Origin of the sequence: Solwaraspora sp. WMMA2065 (assembly GCF_030345075.1) — a bacterium.
Lineage (GTDB): Bacteria > Actinomycetota > Actinomycetes > Mycobacteriales > Micromonosporaceae > Micromonospora_E.
Genome location: NZ_CP128361.1, coordinates 1,342,172 through 1,360,153 on the forward strand (window position 1 = coordinate 1,342,172; position 17,982 = coordinate 1,360,153).

At 71.3% G+C, this 17,982-nt stretch carries 15 protein-coding genes and 1 pseudogene; 12 read left to right on the top strand and 4 right to left on the bottom strand.

Annotated features, from left to right (window positions below; genetic code table 11):
• Nucleotides 1-53: 53 nt before the first annotated feature.
• The 3 genes from O7610_RS06165 (at nt 54) to O7610_RS06175 (ending at nt 2,758) form a co-directional block, all read left to right on the top strand.
• Complete coding sequence (locus O7610_RS06165) at nt 54-1,160, top strand: baeRF2 domain-containing protein (protein ID WP_281554769.1); 1,107 nt, start codon at nt 54-56, stop codon at nt 1,158-1,160.
• A 188-nt stretch (nt 1,161-1,348) separates the two neighbouring features.
• Nucleotides 1,349-2,497, top strand: coding sequence for a SigB/SigF/SigG family RNA polymerase sigma factor (locus tag O7610_RS06170; RefSeq protein ID WP_281554770.1), 1,149 nt, complete (start codon nt 1,349-1,351; stop codon nt 2,495-2,497).
• Nucleotides 2,498-2,533: 36 nt separating this feature from the next.
• Complete coding sequence (locus O7610_RS06175; RefSeq protein ID WP_281554771.1) at nt 2,534-2,758, top strand: hypothetical protein; 225 nt, start codon at nt 2,534-2,536, stop codon at nt 2,756-2,758.
• A gap of 28 nt (nt 2,759-2,786) precedes the next feature.
• Here O7610_RS06175 and O7610_RS06180 read toward each other — a convergent pair whose 3' ends face one another.
• Complete coding sequence (locus O7610_RS06180; RefSeq protein ID WP_281554772.1) at nt 2,787-3,803, bottom strand: glucosyl-3-phosphoglycerate synthase; 1,017 nt, start codon at nt 3,801-3,803, stop codon at nt 2,787-2,789.
• A 151-nt stretch (nt 3,804-3,954) separates the two neighbouring features.
• On the opposite strand from O7610_RS06180, the gene secA2 reads away from it, so the two are divergent.
• From secA2 to O7610_RS06195, 3 genes are all read left to right on the top strand, one after another.
• The gene (secA2, locus tag O7610_RS06185; protein WP_281554773.1) at nt 3,955-6,252 is read left to right on the top strand and encodes an accessory Sec system translocase SecA2; all 2,298 of its coding nucleotides are present in this window, start codon (nt 3,955-3,957) and stop codon (nt 6,250-6,252) included.
• Complete coding sequence (locus O7610_RS06190) at nt 6,218-7,015, top strand: GAF and ANTAR domain-containing protein (RefSeq protein WP_475054008.1); 798 nt, start codon at nt 6,218-6,220, stop codon at nt 7,013-7,015. The genes secA2 and O7610_RS06190 overlap by 35 nt, the downstream gene beginning before the upstream one ends.
• An 83-nt stretch (nt 7,016-7,098) precedes the next feature.
• Nucleotides 7,099-7,581, top strand: a complete 483-nt coding sequence (locus O7610_RS06195) for a DUF2231 domain-containing protein (protein ID WP_281554774.1) — start codon at nt 7,099-7,101, stop codon at nt 7,579-7,581.
• Between the two features lie 60 nt (nt 7,582-7,641).
• Here O7610_RS06195 and O7610_RS06200 read toward each other — a convergent pair whose 3' ends face one another.
• Nucleotides 7,642-8,331 (bottom strand): DUF305 domain-containing protein, encoded by a 690-nt coding sequence (locus O7610_RS06200; protein WP_281554775.1) that lies wholly within the window; start codon nt 8,329-8,331, stop codon nt 7,642-7,644.
• A 133-nt stretch (nt 8,332-8,464) separates the two neighbouring features.
• On the opposite strand from O7610_RS06200, the gene O7610_RS06205 reads away from it, so the two are divergent.
• Both O7610_RS06205 and O7610_RS06210 read left to right on the top strand, forming a co-directional pair.
• Nucleotides 8,465-9,970 carry an LVIVD repeat-containing protein gene (locus tag O7610_RS06205; RefSeq protein WP_289212801.1) on the top strand — a complete coding sequence of 502 codons (1,506 nt, stop codon included), beginning with the start codon at nt 8,465-8,467 and terminating at the stop codon, nt 9,968-9,970.
• 235 nt (nt 9,971-10,205) lie between these two features.
• A pseudogene (locus O7610_RS06210) lies at nt 10,206-10,757 on the top strand (patatin-like phospholipase family protein); the annotation flags it as partial.
• A gap of 276 nt (nt 10,758-11,033) precedes the next feature.
• On the opposite strand, the gene O7610_RS06215 reads toward O7610_RS06210, so the two are convergent.
• The gene (locus O7610_RS06215; protein ID WP_281554777.1) at nt 11,034-11,957 is read right to left on the bottom strand and encodes an AEC family transporter; all 924 of its coding nucleotides are present in this window, start codon (nt 11,955-11,957) and stop codon (nt 11,034-11,036) included.
• A 277-nt stretch (nt 11,958-12,234) separates the two neighbouring features.
• Here O7610_RS06215 and O7610_RS06220 point away from each other — a divergent pair, with 277 nt between their 5' ends.
• The 3 genes from O7610_RS06220 (at nt 12,235) to O7610_RS06230 (ending at nt 14,017) form a co-directional block, all read left to right on the top strand.
• A complete protein-coding gene (locus O7610_RS06220; RefSeq protein ID WP_281554778.1) occupies nt 12,235-12,912 on the top strand; it encodes a winged helix-turn-helix domain-containing protein in 678 nt (225 codons plus the stop codon).
• Nucleotides 12,913-13,106: 194 nt separating this feature from the next.
• The gene (locus O7610_RS06225; RefSeq protein ID WP_281554779.1) at nt 13,107-13,517 is read left to right on the top strand and encodes a TraR/DksA family transcriptional regulator; all 411 of its coding nucleotides are present in this window, start codon (nt 13,107-13,109) and stop codon (nt 13,515-13,517) included.
• Between the two features lie 68 nt (nt 13,518-13,585).
• Complete coding sequence (locus O7610_RS06230; protein WP_281554780.1) at nt 13,586-14,017, top strand: DUF2267 domain-containing protein; 432 nt, start codon at nt 13,586-13,588, stop codon at nt 14,015-14,017.
• A 38-nt stretch (nt 14,018-14,055) separates the two neighbouring features.
• Here the strand turns inward: O7610_RS06230 and O7610_RS06235 are convergent, their stop codons facing one another.
• Complete coding sequence (locus O7610_RS06235) at nt 14,056-16,467, bottom strand: beta-xylosidase/alpha-l-arabinosidase (RefSeq protein ID WP_281554781.1); 2,412 nt, start codon at nt 16,465-16,467, stop codon at nt 14,056-14,058.
• Between the two features lie 394 nt (nt 16,468-16,861).
• On the opposite strand from O7610_RS06235, the gene O7610_RS06240 reads away from it, so the two are divergent.
• Nucleotides 16,862-17,884 carry a LacI family DNA-binding transcriptional regulator gene (locus tag O7610_RS06240; RefSeq protein ID WP_281554782.1) on the top strand — a complete coding sequence of 341 codons (1,023 nt, stop codon included), beginning with the start codon at nt 16,862-16,864 and terminating at the stop codon, nt 17,882-17,884.
• Nucleotides 17,885-17,982 lie beyond the last annotated feature (98 nt).

Sequence of the window (17,982 nt, forward strand, 5' to 3'; positions counted from 1 at the left end):
GAGGTGATTAGTCGAGCTGTCCGGGTATGCCGGTGGAGAGAGGGGGGTACGTCATGGATCTGTCCTTCCTGCGGCCGCTCTACGCCCGGCCCGGACCGTGGGCGTCGGTATACCTGGACGCCTCACACGACACCGAGGACGCGGTGGACGCGCTCGAACTGCGCTGGCGGGCGCTGCGTGATCAGTTGGACCAGCAGGGCGCCGATCCGGCGTCGGTCGCGGCGCTCGGCGCGGCGGTGACCCGGCATGTGCCCCGCACCGGTGAGTACGGTCTCGCGCTCAGCGCCGCCAGCGGCGAGGTGGTGCTGCACAACTATCTGCCGGCACCGCCCCAGCGTGACCTCGCCACGGTCGGCCCGCTGCCGCACGCGATGCCGCTGGTCGCTCAGCGGGGCGAGGAGATCAGTTGGCTGCGGGTACTGGTTAGTCGCACCGGGGCCGAAATCGACGCGGTCAGCGCCGGCGGGCTGCCCCGGCAGGCCGGCGTCGACGGCCCGGCCGCCCACCCGATCCGCAAGGTGAAACCAGGGGCCTGGTCCCAGGCCCGGTTCCAGCGGGCGGCCGAGGTGTCGTGGCGGCGCAACGCCGGTGCCAGCGCCGCGGCGACGGCAGCGCTGGCCGACCAGATCGGGGCCGAGGCGCTGGTGGTCGCCGGCGACCCGGACGCACGCCAACTTCTGGTCGGCCAACTACCGAGACGCTGGCAGTCGCGTACGGTGCAGACCGATGCCGGGTCGCGCGCGGTGGGTGCCGATCCCGAGCCGTTGACCGAGGCCACCATCCAGGCCATCGCCGCGGTGGCCGCCGAGCACACCGACCGGGCACTGGACCGCTACGGCGCGCAACAGGGCCGGGGCGATGGTCTGCCCGCCGTGGTCGACGCGCTGCAGCGGGCTCAGGTCGACACGCTGCTGCTGGTCGATGACCCCTCCTCGACCCAGCGGGTCTGGATCGGTCCGGAGCCGACCCAGATCGCCCTGGATCCGGCCGACCTGGCCGTCATGGCGGTGGACGAGCCCTGCGAGGTCCGCGCCGACGCGGCGCTGCTGCGCGCACTGGCGGCCACCGACGCCGATCTGGTGCTGGTCGGGCCCGGTGACGCTGATCTGGATGGCGGGGTCGGCGCCGTGCTGCGGTATTCCGATCCGGTCACCAGTTGAACGCACGGCCGGTGCGTCGGACGCCGTCCTCGGCGTGGAATTTTCATGGCATTCGGATCGGGTGGCGTCGTCACTGCCAGTAGGGTCCGGCTTAGTGAGGGCGTCGAGTCCGGTGCCGCACCGGACTCGCGACCCGATCAATGTGCCGGAATGCGGAGCTCAGGGCCGGATCACCGGGGAGGGGCGAAATGTCCGGACAAAGGCGTACGGTAACTCGTTCGGAACACGCGCTGGAGGACCTCGACGGAGCAGCTCTGTCCTACGCGGCCCGGTTCGCCGACCAGGCTGAGAGCCGGCGCCGGGACCTGCGGGAGGAGCTCGTCCAACTGGCCCTGCCGTTCGCCGGTCGGCTGGCCCGACGCTACCGCGGCCGCGGCGAGCCGCTGGAGGATCTCGAGCAGGTCGCCCGGCTCGGGCTGGTCAAGGCGGTGGACCGCTACGACCCGGACCGCGGCTCGTTCACCGCCTACGCGGCGGTGACCATCACCGGAGAGATCAAACGCCACTTCCGGGACCGGACCTGGGGTGTGCACGTGCCCCGCCGGCTGCAGGACCTCACCATCGAGGTGAGCCAGGCGACCGCGGTGCTGACCAGCGAGCTGTCCCGGTCGCCGACCGTCGCCGAACTCGCCGAGCGGCTGGACACCTCCGAAGAGGACATCCTCGCGGCCCTGGAATCCGCCGCCGGCTACACGCCCGCGTCGCTGAACGGGCCGGTCGGCGACGACGGACCCGCCGAGCTGGGCGACATGTTCGGCGCCCTCGACGCCGACCTGGAGTCCGTCGACGACCGGCTCACGGTCAGCGGGCTGCTCTACCGGCTGCCGGCTCGGGAACGCCGGATCCTCGCCATGCGCTTCTACGGCAACTACACCCAGTCGGACATCGCCGCCGAGTTCGGCATCTCCCAGATGCATGTCTCCCGGCTGCTGTCCCGGACCTTGACCTGGCTGCGCCAGGCGATGCTGACCGACGCCCCGCCCCGGTGGGAGTCCGGGATCGCCCAGCCGGAGCCGACCGACGCCGCGCTCACCATCTCCGTGCACCGCGTTGACGGCCGAACCGAGATCGGCCTGACCGGCGAACTCGACCGGGAGGCAGCCGAACGGGTCCGCGCCGGACTGGTCGACGCGGTGCGGGCCGCCGGCAGCGACGCCGAGGTCCTGGTCGACCTGGACGGCGTCGGCTTTGTCGACGCCGCCGGCATCGCCGCGTTGCTGGCCAGCCACGAGGCCGCCCGCCGCGCGGCGGTACGGCTACGGTTCGTCCGGCCGCAGCCCTACGTGCGACGCAGCCTGACCGTGGCCGGCCTGGCACCGCTGTTCGCCGTGGCCTGAGCCGCGTCCCGCTGGTCACCTCGATCGGGGGAACCCGTGCCGGCCGGTGCCGGCGGCGTCACCGGCGCCGATAGCGTGCCGACCGTGAAGCAACGTGGAAACCGCCTGGTCGCAGCGATCGTCGCAGGCGCGGGAACGTTCGCCTTCGGCCTCTCCGGAGCCGGGGACGACACATCGAACTCCGGTGCCATCGCACTGGTCGGGTTGGTGGTCGGTCTGATCGTGTTCCACGCCACCAAGCCGAGCGCGGGAAGCAAATAGCCGGTCGGCGGTCCGGCCGGGCTCGGCGTCAGCCGGCAGCCGCGGTTGCCAGCGCCCGCCGGTGCTGGCCCAGCGGGGGCCGTTCCTGGACCGACACGTCGCTGACGACGACCTCGCGTTCCAGATTGCTCAGTGCCTCGGCCTCGCCGCGGCGGAACTGGGTGAGTAGACCGCCGGGCGGACGTTCCGAGATCACCCAGCCCTTGCGGTAGAGCCGCGACCAGGCGGTCAACAGGATCTGGGCGGACATCCGTCCCAACGCCTCGGTGCTCTGGTGCCGGTGCCGCCGCTCGCCGAGGTCGACCTGGGCCAGGGAGTCCAGCCCACAGACGTCGAGCAGGTCGATCAGCATCGCGGTCTCCACCCCGTAGCCGGAGACGAACGGGATCTGCTCCAGCACGTCGCGTCGGCCGGCGTATTCGCCGGCCAACGGCTGGACGAATCCCGACAGGTCCGGCCAGAAGAGATTGAACAGCGGTCGGGCCATGATCTCCGTGACCCGGCCACCGGCATCCGCCTCGACGTCGCTCGACCGGACCAGCGGCCGGTGGTAGAAACCCTTGACGAAGCTGACCGACTCGTCGGTGAGCAGCGGGCCGAGCAGCCCGGTCACGAAGGCAGGCTGAAACTCCCGCAGGTCGGCGTCGACGAAGGCGATCAGATCCCCGTCGGCGGCGGCCAGCCCGGCCCAGAGCGCGTCGCCCTTGCCCTCCAGCCGCGGCAGGCCCCGGGTCATCTCGTCCTGGCCGACGACTCGGGCGCCGGCGGCCGCGGCCACGGCCGCCGTACTGTCGTCGGACCGGGAGTCGACCACCAACACGTCGTCGACCAGCGGCACCCGGTCCACCAGGTTCCCGACGATCGACTCGACGATGGCGCCGACGGTGGCCTCCTCGTTGCGGGCCGGCAGTACGACGCTCACCCGTCGGCCGGACCTGGCCTTGGCCATGGCCAGTTCCCAGGGCGTCCACCGGCCCGCCGACCCGGTGCGACGGGCGGTCCAGTCCGCAACCGTGGGAGCGACGGCCGTTCGCGCGTACCCCATGATCCACCCCCGTGACGACACTCGATCAGCTGCTGGCTACCCCACCCGGCGGGCGGTATGCGTCGTCCGATCGGGGTTCGGCCGCCACGGCTGAGCGTCCTGGGGCGGGTGGGGCACCGCGAGCCGGACGCGTCGCGTAGCGTTGACGGTCATGGGTGTGTCGCAGCGTCTGAAGAGTCGGTTCCGGCGTTTCCTCCAGCGGCCGGGCAGCACGGTCGACCTCGCTCCGTTGGCGAAACTGCTCCCCGACATCGCCGGCCGGGAGGACGACCTGCGGGCGCTCGACGACGCCGAGTTGACCGCCGAGGCCGGCCGGGCCAGCGAGTTCGTCGACCTCTGCGCAGTCGGCCGGGAGGCTGCCCGGCGGGCCATCGGCGAGCGGCCGTTCGACGAGCAACTGCTCGGCGCGATGTCCCTGCTGGCCGGCAAGGTCGCGGAGATGGCCACCGGTGAGGGCAAGACCCTGACCGCCACGATCGCCGCCTACGGGCACGTGCGGCGGGGCAACGGCCCGGTGCACGTGCTGACGGTCAACGACTACCTCGCCCGCCGCGACGCCGAGTGGATGGCGCCGGTCTACCAGTTGCTCGGGCTGACCGTCGGCTGGGTCACCGAGGCCAGCAGCCCCGAGCAGCGGCGCACCGCGTACCAGCGGGACGTCACCTACGTCTCGGTGAGCGAGGCCGGCTTCGACTTCCTGCGTGACCAGCTGGTCACCGACATCGCCGACCGGGTCCAGCCGCCGCTGTCCACGGCGATCGTCGACGAGGCCGACTCGATCCTCATCGACGAGGCCCGGGTGCCGATGGTGCTGGCCGGGGCGGTCGTCGGTGAACAGGACCCGGTGCACACCGCCGCCGCGCTGGTACGCGGGCTGCGCGCCGGCCGGGACTACGAGGTCGCCGACGACGGCCGCAGCGTCGCGTTCACCTCCGCCGGGCTGGCCGCGGTCGAGGCCAAGCTGGACGGCGTCGACCTGTACGCCGACGACAACGTCGGGCAGCTGTCCGCGATCCACGTCGCCCTGCACGCCCACGCGTTGCTGCACCGCGACGTCGACTACATCGTCCGCGACGGCGCCGTGGAGCTGGTGGACGAGATGCGCGGTCGGGTGGCGCAGCGCCGCCGGTGGCCGGACGGGCTGCAGGCGGCGGTCGAGGCCAAGGAGGGTCTCAACGCCACGGCCGAGGGTGAGGTGCTCGGCACCATCACCGTGCAGGCGTTCGTCGCGGCGTACCGCACCCTGTGCGGGATGACCGCGACGGCGGTCCTCGTCGGCGACCAGCTCCGCGAGTTCTTCAAGCTGGAGGTGGCGGTGATCCCGCCACACACCCCGTGCGTACGGACCGACGAGTCGGACCGGATCTACGCCACCCGCGCGGAGAAGGACGAGGCGCTGGTCGCCGAGATCAGCTCGGCCCACGCCACCGGGCGTCCGGTGCTGATCGGCACCCTCGACGTCAAGGAGTCGGAGAGCCTGGCTGCGTCGCTGGGGGAGGCCGGTGTGCCCTGCGTGGTACTCAACGCCAAGAACGACGACGAGGAAGCCGCGATCATCGCCGAGGCCGGCGCGCTGGGTGCGGTGACGGTGTCCACCCAGATGGCCGGGCGCGGCGTGGACATCCGCCTCGGCGGCAGCGACCAGTCCGACCGGGACCAGGTCGCGGAGCTGGGTGGGCTGTACGTGATCGGCAGCGGTCGGCACGACAGCCGGCGGGTGGACAACCAGTTGCGCGGCCGGGCCGGTCGCCAGGGCGACCCGGGTGGTTCGGTGTTCTTCGTCAGCCTGGAGGACGACCTGGTCGTCCGGCACGCCCCGGACGCGATCCCACCCTCGCCCCGGATGACGCCCGACGGCATCGTCCAGGACGAGCAGGTGGATTTCGCCATCGAACACGCCCAGCGGATCGCCGAGGGTGTCGACTACGAGATCCACCGGAACACCTGGCGCTACAGCGTGGTGATCGAACAGCAGCGCAAGGCGCTCGCTGAGCGGCGGGAGCGGCTGCTGACCACCGAAGTCGCCGCGCTGATGCTGATGGACCGGTTCCCGCAGCGGTGCGCCGAGATGGACGAGGACCTGCTGTCGCGGGCGGCCCGTTCGATCGCCCTCTACCACCTGGACCGGCTCTGGACCGAACACCTCGCCGAACTGTCCGAGGTGCGCGAGGGTGTGCATCTGCGGGCGCTCGGCCGGCTCGATCCACTCGACGAGTTCCACCGGGCTGCCGTGCCCGCGTTCAACCAGCTGATCCCGGAGATCGAGGCCCGCACCGTCGCGACGTTCGAGCAGACCGAGTTCGACGAGGACTGGCAGCCTGACGAGGCCCAGCTGGTACGGCCCAGTGCGACCTGGACCTACCTGGTACACGACAACCCGTTCGGCTCCGAACTGGACCGGCTGATCTCCTCCGTTGGCCGCCGGCTCAGTGGCAGCGGCCGCCGCTGAGCGCGGCCAGGGCGCGATCACGTTGACCCAGGCCGACTCGGCGGACAGCAGGCTGGCCGTACTGGAGACCGCCGCCCTGCTGCGGGAGCTGACCGCCGGCATGATCCGGTGCACCGATTTCGACCAGGCGGTGGAGCATCTCGCCCGCACCACCCGATCCGCGCTGCCCGGGGTGACGTATGCGAGCGTCTGCTTTCTCCGGGCCGGCCGGCCCGCTTCGGTGGCGGCGTCCGATCCACTGGTCAAGGATCTGGATGAGCTTCAGTACGCCTCCGACGGACCGGCGATGACCGCGATCCGGGACCGCGAGATCGTGCTGGCCGATCCGGGTGCCGACTCGCCGCGCTGGCCGCAGTGGAGCCGGGCGGCGGTCGACCGGGGGATCCGTTCCGTGCTCTGCGCGCCGGTGGACGTCGACGACGAGGCGATCGGTGCGATCAACCTGTACGCGGAGCGGGTCGGGGCGCTCGGTGTCGGCGAGCAGTTGACCGCCCTGCTCCTCGCCGAGCACGCCGGACTGCTCCTCGCAGCGGTGCGGGACCGGCGTCGCGGCGGGGCGGCGGGCGGGGCCGACGCCGACCGTCCGGAGTACGGCGACGTGATCGGCCCGGCGATCGGCATCGTGATGACCCAGCGGCGGTGCCCGGCCGCGGAGGCGCTCGCGGTGCTGCGCGAGGCGGCCGAGGCGACCGCGATGCCGTTGCCGGAGGTCGCCGAGCGGCTGGTGGCGTCGGTGCTGCGGGCCGACAGCCAGCAGCGGTGAATGGCGGGTGGGTTCGCGGCGGGAGATACTCGGGTAGCACCGGCGGTGTGACCGGTGCGACCAGTGGGAAGGGCGTGAGGGCGATGCAGGCGCAATTCCGCGTGCCCGGCCAGCCGATCCAGCCGATGCTGGTGACCCTGCCGTTCGGACTGTTCGTCTGTGCGGCCCTGTTCGACATCTCGGTGGTGGCCGGGGCACCCGACCTGTTCGGTGAGGTCGGCTACTGGACGTTGGTCGCCGGGCTGGCCGCCATGGCGCTGACCGTGGCGGTGGGTCTGGTCGATCTCTGGGACGAGCCGTCCGGTCCGGTCCGCTCCTCGCTGGTCCGGTTCAACCTGATCAGTACGGCGATGGGTGGGCTGTTCCTGCTCGCCGGCTTGATCCGTACCTCCGGTCCGACGTCGTTGGCCGGCGTCCCGTTGTTGATCGTGGAGCTGGTCGGCCTCGGCGTGGGGGTGGCGGGCCTGCGTCACGGCACGGCTCTGCTGCGCCACGTCGGGGAGGTGGCGGCCGCCGATGAGGGCATTCGCCGGTCGGACGGGTTGGACGCGCTGGCCCGCCGCTAGCTCGCCGCACAGCGGCCGGTCCCGCGTGACCCGGTCCCGCGCGATGCGGTGGGTGCCGGTTCAGCTGTCCAGCAGGTCCCGCATCCGGTTGATCTCGACGGCCTGTTCGGCCGCGATCGAGGTGGCGAGTTCCTCGACGGTCACGTCGCTGCCGCCGGTGAGCACCCGGTCGGACATTTCGACGGCACCTTGGTGGTGGTCGGTCATCATCGCCACGAAGAGCCGGTCGAACTCGGCTCCCCGGGCGGCCGCCAGTTCCCGGACGGCCTGCTCGGTCTGCATCCCGGGCATCGTGTCGTGGTCGTGTTCACCGGCGGGTAGCCGCCGGTCCTGCAGCCATTGCCGGAGTACGGCGATCTCGGCGGCCTGCCCAGCCCGGATGCGGTCGGCGAACGCCCGTACCCCTGGGTCGGCACTGCGGTCGGCGGCGAGCGCTGCCATCTGCACGGCCTGGGTGTGGTGCGGGATCATCATCTGGACGTACCAGGTGTCCAGCGCGTTGTACTGCGGTGGATCGATGGTCACGTCCGCACCGGGGCGCAGCTCGGCCGGCTCGCCGGGCCGGCCGGGAAGGATCACCGGCGGTGCGTCCGTGCCGGTGGACGTTCCCGCCGACCCGGTCGCTGCGTCGTTGGTGGTGGCCGAGGTCGTTGCGGTGGTCCGTAGCACGACCACCGCGACGACGACCACGGCCGGGATCAGGGCGAGTGCCAGTAGCCGCCGGTGCCGGCCGAGTGACAGTCGGGACATCGGACCTCCCGAGGTGGACGGTCGCGATGCTATCCGGCTAACTCCATGTATCGATGTGATTACTGTCACATCGATGTCGGGAACTCGGCGGTATCGTCGCAGCATCATCAATCCCTTTCGAAGGGTGCCGCACATGATCAGACGTTCCCCACGAGGGCCGCGGCAGCTCCGGACGGTGGCAGTGGCGGCGATCGCCGTCCTGTTCGGCAGCACCGCGTTGGCGACACCGAGTCATGCAGGGACCCCGTTCGACGTCGAGTGCGCCGACGCCACCGACGCGCTGGCGGTCGAGTTGTGCCTGGCCCAGGCGTCGGCGGCGGGCACCGACGACCCCGGACTCGGCGTCGACGAGATCGACAGCAGTCGGAACCTGCGCCAGATCGCCAGCCTGCCCAAGCCCGCGCCGTTCGACACCGAGTCCTCGTTGAACTCGGACCTCGCCTTCCAGGGCAGGTACGCCTTCGTCGGCAACTACAACGGTTTCGTGATCTACGACATCGCCAACCCGCGGCGGCCGCGGCTGGTGTCGCAGGTGGTCTGCCCGGGTGGGCAGAACGACGTGTCGGTCCACGGTGACCTGTTGTTCCTGTCCACAGACTCGTCGCGCAGTGACGACTCCTGCGCCAGCACCTCCCAGTCCGCGTCGGTGAAGGAGTCCTGGGAGGGCATCAAGATCTTCGATATCCGGGACAAGAAGAACCCCCGGTACGTCAAGTCCGTCGAGACGAACTGCGGCTCACACACCCACACCCTGGTGCCGGCGAAGAGCCGTGCGTTCGTGTACCTCTACGTGTCGTCGTACAGTCCGTCGACGAATTTCCCGGACTGCCAGCCACCGCACGACCTGATCTCGATCGTCAAGGTGCCGTTGAAGAAGCCGACCGACGCGGCCGTGGTGGCCACCCCGGCGATCTTCCCGGACGGCGGCAACCCGGGTGGCAACGGCAGTTCCACCACCACCGGCTGCCACGACATCACCGCGTACCCGCAGAAGGACCTCGCGGCGGGCGCCTGCATGGGCGACGGCGTGCTGCTGGACATCTCCGACCGGGAGGCGCCCCGGGTCATCCACCAGGTCCGGGACACCACCAACTTCGCCTTCTGGCACTCGGCGACGTTCAACAACTCGGGCACCAAGGTGGTCTTCACCGACGAACTCGGCGGCGGCGGGGCGGCGACCTGCAACCCGACCATCGGTCCGGACCGGGGAGCCAACGCCATCTACGACATCACCGGTACGGGTGACGCGCGGACGCTGGTCTTCCGCAGCTACTTCAAGATCCCCCGGACCAACGGGTCGACCGAGAACTGTGTGGCCCACAACGGTTCGCTGATCCCGGTCCTGGGCCGCGACATCATGGTCCAGGCCTGGTACCAGGGCGGCATCTCGGTCTGGGACTTCACCAACTCGGCCAGGCCGCAGGAGATCGCCTACTGGGAGCGGGGACCGGTCTCGGACACCCGGATGGTCACCGGCGGACCATGGTCGACGTACTACTACAACGGCTACATCTACTCCAGTGACATCCAGAAGGGCCTGGATGTGCTGGACCTCAAGGACTGGCGGACGGCGAGCGCCAAGCTGGTCCGGTTCCCGGAGCTGAACGTGCAGACCCAGCCCTGGTACCTCAGCTGGTGACACCGCCCTTTTGAGACCGAGCGGGCGGTGGGTGGTCGGACTGCGGTCCGACCACCCACCGCGCCTGACCGACCTGGCTGGTTGTCCGGATGTTCATCCATAGGTAGCCGGGCGTTCGGCTTCGGCGCGTTGCGCTCGGTGGCGGTGCCGCCGGCAGGGCTGGAGTGGTTGGACGGACGGCGGTCCCGTCGTCGAGGTCGACGCGTCGGAGGTGGCGGTGACGGGACGAGCTGTGGTGTTCGGCGCTGGCGGGGACGGCTGGGCCGGCTGGCAGTTGGGGATGCTCGTCGGACTCGATCGGGCTGGCGCCGGACTGCGCACGCCGGACCTGGTGGTAGGGACGTCGACCGGCGCCCTGGTGGCGGCGCTGGTCTACGGCGACGCTGGTCCTGCCGCGGCCGTGCGGACCGTACGGCGGGTCGGGACCTGGCCGGTGACAGCCCGGCAGACCGACTACGAACTGGTCGACGAGACCCGCCGGAGCCTGCGTGCCGGCGGTGCCACGTCGTCGCAGGCCCGGGCGCAGCTTGGGCGGCTGGCACTCGCCGCCGACCCGTCGGACGCCGCCGTGGGTGCCGTTGCGGACCTGCTGCGGGACCACCGCTGGCCCAGCGCGCCCCGGCTGCTGGTCACCGCGGTCGACGCGGACAGCGGTCAGCTGGTGGCGTGGGACTCGACGTCCGGCATCGCCCTGCCACGGGCAGTCGCGGCCAGTTGCGCGCTGCCGGGGGTGACCGGGCCGGTGGTGGTGGACGGCCGCCGCTACATCAGCGGCGCAGTCCGTTCGACGAGCAACCCGGACCTGGCGGCCGGCGCGGCGACGGTGCTGGTTCTGGCCGACGGCGGGCCGGCGGAGGCCGAGGCGGCGGCCGAGGCGGCGGCCTGGCGAGATCGTCCCGCCGAGGGTTGTCCCGCCACGCCCATGTTCCTGACGCCGGATGCGACAGCACGGGCGGCGCTCACCGGTGACCCGGATGATGCTGTCGTGTTCGCGGCGGCGCTCGCCGCCGGTGAGCGTCAGTCGTCGGGGTACGCCGGCCAGGTTCGCGCCCACTGGGGGACGTCAGCCGAGCACGGCGGCGATCAGCATCAGGGTGACGGCGGTGGCGACCGTGGAGAGCACCACCGAGTCCCGGGCGAGGCGTTGACCGCGCTGGTACCGGGTGGCGAAGATGAAGACGTTCTGCGCCGTCGGTAGCGCGGCGGTGACCACTGCGGCGAGCAACGCGGTGCCGCTGAGGCCGAGACCGTGTCGGGCGATCAGGTAGGCCGCCGCCGGCTGGCCGAGCACCTTGAGGGCGACGGCGGTGTAGCGTTCCCGGGCCTGCGGGTCGGCCGCCAGCGGCCGGCTTCCGGGCAGGGACATTCCGAGGGCCAGCAGAGCCAGCGGTACGGCGGCCGCACCAAGCAGTTCGGCGGGGCGCAGCAGCTCGGCGGGTGGCTGCCACCGGCTGATCGCCAGTGCCAGGCCCGCCGCCGAGGCGATCATGATCGGGTTGCGGGCCGGCAGGGACAGCAGCCGACGGACGGACGGGCGGCGGTCGCCGGCGGTGAAGTCCAGGACGGCGAAGGCCACCGGTGCCGCGACGAGCACCTGGAACAGCAGCACCGGCGCGACGACCGAAACGTCGTCGAGCACGTACGCCGCTACCGGGATGCCGAGGTTGGCTGCGTTCACATAGGAGGCGCCGAGCGCGCCGATGGTGACATCGCCGGCCGGCCGCTGCCACAGCCAACCGGCGAGCGCCAGGTAGGCGGCCGCCACCACCACGGTGCTCGCCAGGTAGGCGAGGAACGCGGGGGTGAACACCTCGGTCGGGGACGTGCCCGCCAAGGTGGTGAACAACAGCGCCGGCGTCGCGATGAAGAAGGCCAGCCGGGCCAGGACGGCGGTGCCATCCGGGCCGAGCAGCTCGAAACGGCCGATCAGGTACCCGATCAGGGTCACCGACCAGATCGCGGCGAACCCGGCGACGATGGCGCGCATGTGATCATCCTGCCGGTTCGGCAATAGCACCGAGGTCGGGTATCCAGAGCGAGCAATCGATTACGGTGCGCTTGTCAATCATCACATTCCTGCAACGCCGTCCGGTATTGACCCGGGAGCGTGGGAGCGGCAGCATCGGTTCGTGCGCAGCCGCCGGCGCACCGGGTCGTCCCCTGTGTCCGGTGCTGGCTGCCGCGTCCCAGCCGGCTGCCGTTGCGTACGGACACCAGCCGGCGGCCGGGATACACGCTTCCGGCCGGAACTGTCTAGGAGGACCATGTCGGTCAGCCCTGCCTCGCCGCGCGCCGGCTGGTCCGGTTTGCCACCGTCTGGTGCGGCCCGTCCGCCCGCCGCGCCGCGGCGGGGGACCGGCCCGGCGATGGCGACCGTGACCGTCACCGTGTCGATTCCGCTCACCGCCGGCGAGGAGGCGCTCTCGTCGTCCGCCCGCCGGTTGTTGGAGGCCGCCCGGGAGCTGGTGGAACGGGGTGAGGCGACGGTGGAGATGCCGACGGTCGACGCGACCCGGGCGCAGCCCGGCGCGGCGCTCGACCAGATCGGCGCCGGCCGCGACGCGCCGGGTCCGACGTCGGCGGCCGGTGGGGTGTTCACCGACCCCGCCACCCGGTCACGGCGGACCACCACGGTCGCCGTGCCGGCACTGCACGTCATGGTCGCGTCGCGGACCGTTCTGTTGGACGGCGAGCCGCTGCTGCTGACCCGACTCGAGTTCGATCTCCTGCTGCACCTGGTGGAGAACCCTCGCCGGGTCTTCACCCGGTTGCAGTTGCTCGCCGCGGTATGGGGCTACGAGCACACCGGGGTGCGTACCGTGGACGTGCACATCCGCCGGCTCCGCGGCAAGGTGGGCAACTCGCCCCTGATCACCACCGTGTACGGCGTCGGCTACCGGCTCGCCGACGACGTCCGGATCAGCATCGACACCGCCGGCTGACCGCACTGCCGGGACCGCACTGCCGGCGGCCCCGATCGACGTCGGCGAGGCCCGGAGGCCGCGTGGCTGGCCAGGGGTTGGACGGGGTTTGCCGGCCGTCGGCGACGGGTAAGTGGCGGATCTTCGCGGCGACCCGGTGCCGGAGTCCGAGCCGGTCATGGCTCGCCGTAACCGATCTGAAGGGGGATGGGCGCATGCTGACGCATGACGTGAACCGGCGACCGGGACTCGGCGTACCGGGAACCATCGACAGTGATCGTATCCGCACCGCGCTGACCAGCCGGTACCAGGAGTTGACGGCTGAGTACGAGCAGGCGATGACGCAGAGCCAGGTGCTGCGGCTGGTCGAAGGGGGCGACACCGCCGGCGACGACCAGGCCGACAGCGGCACGAAGACCGCCGAGCGGGACGCGGCCCAGTCTTTGATCCGTACCATCCTGGAGCGTCGCACCCAGTTCGAGCATGCCCTGGCCCGTCTCGCCGCCGGCGACTACGGGCGTTGCGAGGGCTGCGCCGTAGCCATTCCGGTGGAGCGGCTGGAGATCTACCCCTCGGCCACCACCTGCGTCACCTGCAAGCAGTCCCGGGAACGGCGGGCGGCCTGACCGGGACCGTGCGGATCACGAGCGCCCCCCGGATCACCGGCACCACGAACCGACGAGGGAGCACGAAGATGACGACTGCCCAGCTGACTGCCATTGACGCCACCGTGGACAAGACCAACCGGTTGCTCAGCGAGATCGAGCACGAACTCGGCTGGCCGGCGCAGCGCCGCCAACAGTCCTATTCGGCGCTCGCCGCCGTGCTGCACACGTTGCGCGACCGGCTACCACTGGCCGAGGTGGTGCAGCTCGCGGCGCAACTGCCGCTGCTGGTCCGCGGGCTGTACTACGAGGGCTGGGACGCCACCTCGGCTCCGACGAAGCTGGACCGTGCCGAGTTCGTCGCCCGGGTGCGCCGGGACTTCCCGTTCGACGTCGAGGGCGGCGCCGAGCAGGTGATCCGGACGGTCAGCCGGGTGCTTCGACGGCACGTCAGCTCCGGCGAGTGGGACGACGTGCTGGCCACCGTACCGGTCGAACTGCGTGACCTGCTGAGCGACTGACGCCGCTGCCCGCACCGCAGCGGGCAGCGGCACCCCCGTCACCGTACGGTCACCTCGGTGGCCAGCCGGCGTCGGTGGTCGACCTGCCGCTGGGCGCCGACCAGCCGGACCGCGACCCGGTGGCGGACGTCGGTGCTCGACGCGGCCAGCCGCAGCTCCAGATCGCCGGGCTCGACGACCCGGCGCCCGTCCCGCCCGGTGAAACACGACAGGTCGGCGGAGAAGTCGAACTCGACCCAGCGCGCCTGGCCAGCCTGCAACAGCACCCGGGCGTACCCGACCAGCCGGATCACCGGTCGGGTGACCTGCGCCACCGGGTCGTGCAGGTACAGCTGGACGATCTCGCTGCCCGCGCGGTCACCGGTGTTGCGTACCCGCAGTCGGATCCGCAGCGTGCCGTCGGTGCCGATCTGCGCCGGAGCCGCACCCCGGTCGTGCTCGACCCCGTCGACCAGCGGCGTCGACCACTCGAACGAGGTGTACGACAGGCCATGACCGAACGGGTACAGCGGACCGGGATCGACATTGCTCACCTCGGTCCGGTGTCCCAGCAGCGGGCTGAGATAGCTGGTCGGCTGGCCGCCGGCCTGCCGAGGAACCCCGATCGGCAACCTGCCGGACGGGCAGACCCGGCCGCTGAGCACACCGGCGACCGCGCGGCCCCCCTCGGCACCGGGGAAGAACGCCTGCACCACCCCGGCCAGCCGGTCGGCGTACCGGCCGAGCGCGTACGGGCGTCCGGTCAGCAGCACCAGTACCACCGGGGTGCCGGTGGCGACCAACGCCTCGATCAACTCACCCTGCCGTCCGGGCAGTTCCAGGTCGGTGGCGTCGCAGCCCTCGCCGGAGGTTCCGGCGCCGAACAGCCCGGCCCGGTCCCCAACCACCGCGACACAGACGTCGGCCCGCGCCGCAGCGTCTGCGGCCACCACGATGCCCGGAGTGTCCTGCCCGTCCACCGGGCCGGTGGTGACGTGCTCGATGGCCGCTGCAGGCAGCTCGGCCCGCAGCGCGGCCAGGACGGTCCCCATCGGGAGTTGGTCACCGGCGTCGGCCGGGACGGTACCGACGTGGCTGGGGAACGTGTAGCAGCCCAGCAGCCCGTTGACTGAGTCGGCCAGCGGTCCGACCACCGCTACCCGCCCCTGCTCGGGCAGCGGGAGGACGGTGTCGTTGGCCAGCAGGACCACCGATTCCTCGGCCAGCCGCCGGGCCAGGTCCCGATTCACCGGCGGGTCCAGGTCGATACCCGGCCCAGCGGACGGCCCGCCCGCCTCGCTCGGGTGGTCCGCCCCGGCCAGTGCCGGTGGCACCGGATCCCAGTCCGGGTCGAGCAACCCCAGCTCACATTTCTGCCGCAGGACGCGGGTGACGGCCCGATCGACCACCGACTCCGGCACGGCACCCTGCCGGACTGCCTCGACAAGCGGGGCTCCGTAGCACCGTACCGCCGGCAGTTCGACGTCGACCCCGGCGCTGAGCGCCAGAGCGGCGGCGGTGGTGGGACCGTCGGCCACCCGGTGCAGCAGCTCCAGGAACGACACACCGAAGTAGTCCGCGACCACGGTGCCGGTGAACCCCCAGCGGCCACGGAGCAGATCGGTGAGCAGACCGCCGTCTGCCGCCGCCGGTACGCCGTCCACCTCCGCGTACGAGTGCATCACCGATCGAGCGCCACCGTCGCGGACGGCCATCTCGAACGGTGGGAGCAGGACGTCGGCGAACTCTCGCGGGCCGACCGACACCGGCGCGAAGTTGCGCCCGGCCCGGGAGGCCGAGTAACCGGCGAAGTGCTTGAGGGTGGCCACCACCCCGGCCGATTCGAGCCCACGCACGTATGCGGTGCCGATCGTGGCGACCAGGTACGGATCCTCGCCGATAGTCTCCTCGGTACGACCCCAACGGGGGTCCCTGACCACGTCGAGCACCGGGGCGAGTCCCTGGTGCACCCCGACCGACCGCATGTCCTGCCCGATCCGACGCGCCATCTGTGTCACCAGGTCAGGGTCGAAGCTGGCACCCCAGGCCAGTGGGGTCGGGTACACGGTGGCGCCCCAGGTCATGAACCCGGTCAGGCACTCTTCGTGGATCAGCGCGGGAATACCGAAGCGGTTGCCGGCGACGATCTCGGCCTGCAGCCGGTGCAGCGCCCGGGCACCGTCGGCCGGAGTCACCGCCGTGGTGCCGAACGGGCGGGTCAACTGCCCCAAGCCGGTGTGCAGCAGGTCGGCCCAGTCAACTGACTCGTCGACCAGATCATGCTGCAGCGGGGCCATGTCGTCGATCGAGGCATTGGCGCCCCGCCAGTAGCTGTACAGCTGTGCGATCTTCTCCGTCAGCGACATCCGACTAAGCAGGTCGAACACCCGTTCCTCCACCGGTAGGGTGAGATCGCGCCACGGCGCTGACCGATCGAGGGCCTCGTCCAGGGCATGGTTCGTGCCGCTCACCGGCAGCCTCCTGTCGATCGCGCCGCGCCAGTCCAGTACCGGCGTCGCCGGACCGTCGCGCCTGTTCTCCGACATGTTTCCGGAAACTTGCGGCTTCGTCGAGATCTGGCAGTCCACAGTTTGCTGGCAGTGTCCGGGTATGCTCCCGCATCGTGGCAGCCGGATGTGTCCCGTCCGGCCGCCGTTCAGGCAACCGCCGCCCGGGCGGTTCCGGAAAGTTCCGGTCGGTGGCGCGGCCGACTCGGTCGCCGGCATGTGCGACACACTGCCGGCCGGGTCGATGCCAAGCGTTTTCCAACTGCGGCAAGATGGGGCCCGGACTCGGCGTTCGGAGCCGGACCGACTGGCGGAAGGTTCGGCCGTACGCTGAAGCCTCGACGAAGGAGTTGCTGCCGTGACGGTCGATGAAGGACGCAGGATCACGATCACCGCGATCGCCCAGGAAGCCGGTGTCTCCGTGCCGACCGTGTCACGGGTGCTCAACGGGCGCAACGACGTCGCCCCGCAGACCCGTGAACGGGTCGAGGAGCTCCTGCGTCGGCACGGCTACCGACGGCGGGCGACCCGGTCCCGCGCCGGTGCCAGCCTGATCGACCTGGTCTTCAACGATCTGGACAGCCCGTGGGCCGTGGAGATAATCCGCGGCGTGGAGGATGTCGCGCACGCCGCCGGGGTCGGAACCGTCGTCTCCGCCATCCACCGTCGGTCCGCGGCGACCCGGCAGTGGCTGCAGAACCTGCGGACCCGGGCCACTGACGGTGTAATCCTGGTCACCAGTGAACTCGCTCCGCCATTACACACCGAGCTGCGACGGCTGAACGTACCGATGGTACTGGTCGACCCGGCCGGCGTGCCGAGCCTGGACATCCCCACTATCGGGGCGACCAACTGGGCCGGCGGACTGCGAGCGACGGAACACCTCATCTCCCTGGGACACCGCAGGATCGGCTTCATCGCCGGTCCGCCCCGGCTGCTGTGCAGCCGGGCCCGGCTCGACGGCTACCGGGCCGCGTTGGAGGCGGCTGAGATCCCGCTGCGCCCCGAGTACGTCGTCCCCGGCGACTTCTACCACGAGTCGGGCTTCGCTGGCGCGGCCGCGTTGTTCGACCTCGACGAACCACCGAGTGCGATCTTCGCGTCCAGCGACCAGATGGCCCTCGGCGCATTCGAAGCCCTGCGGCAACGCGGCCTGCGGGTTCCGGACGACGTCAGCGTGGTCGGCTTCGACGACCTGCCCGAGGTGCAGTGGTCGTCGCCACCGCTGACCACGGTGCGCCAGCCGCTGGCCGAGATGGGGCTGCTGGCGGCGCGGACAGTACTGCGTCTGGCGCAAGGGGAAGCGCTGGAGACGCCGCGGGTGGAGCTCGCCACCGAGCTGGTCGTGCGGGACAGCTGCGCGCCGTACCAGGAGCTGTAACCCGGCCGGCCCCGCGTTTACCCGAGGTTAGTGACGATCCGCCTCGGGTACCACCCGCAGGCAGGAGCGCGCCGGCGCCGCCGGCGCGTGCCGACCGA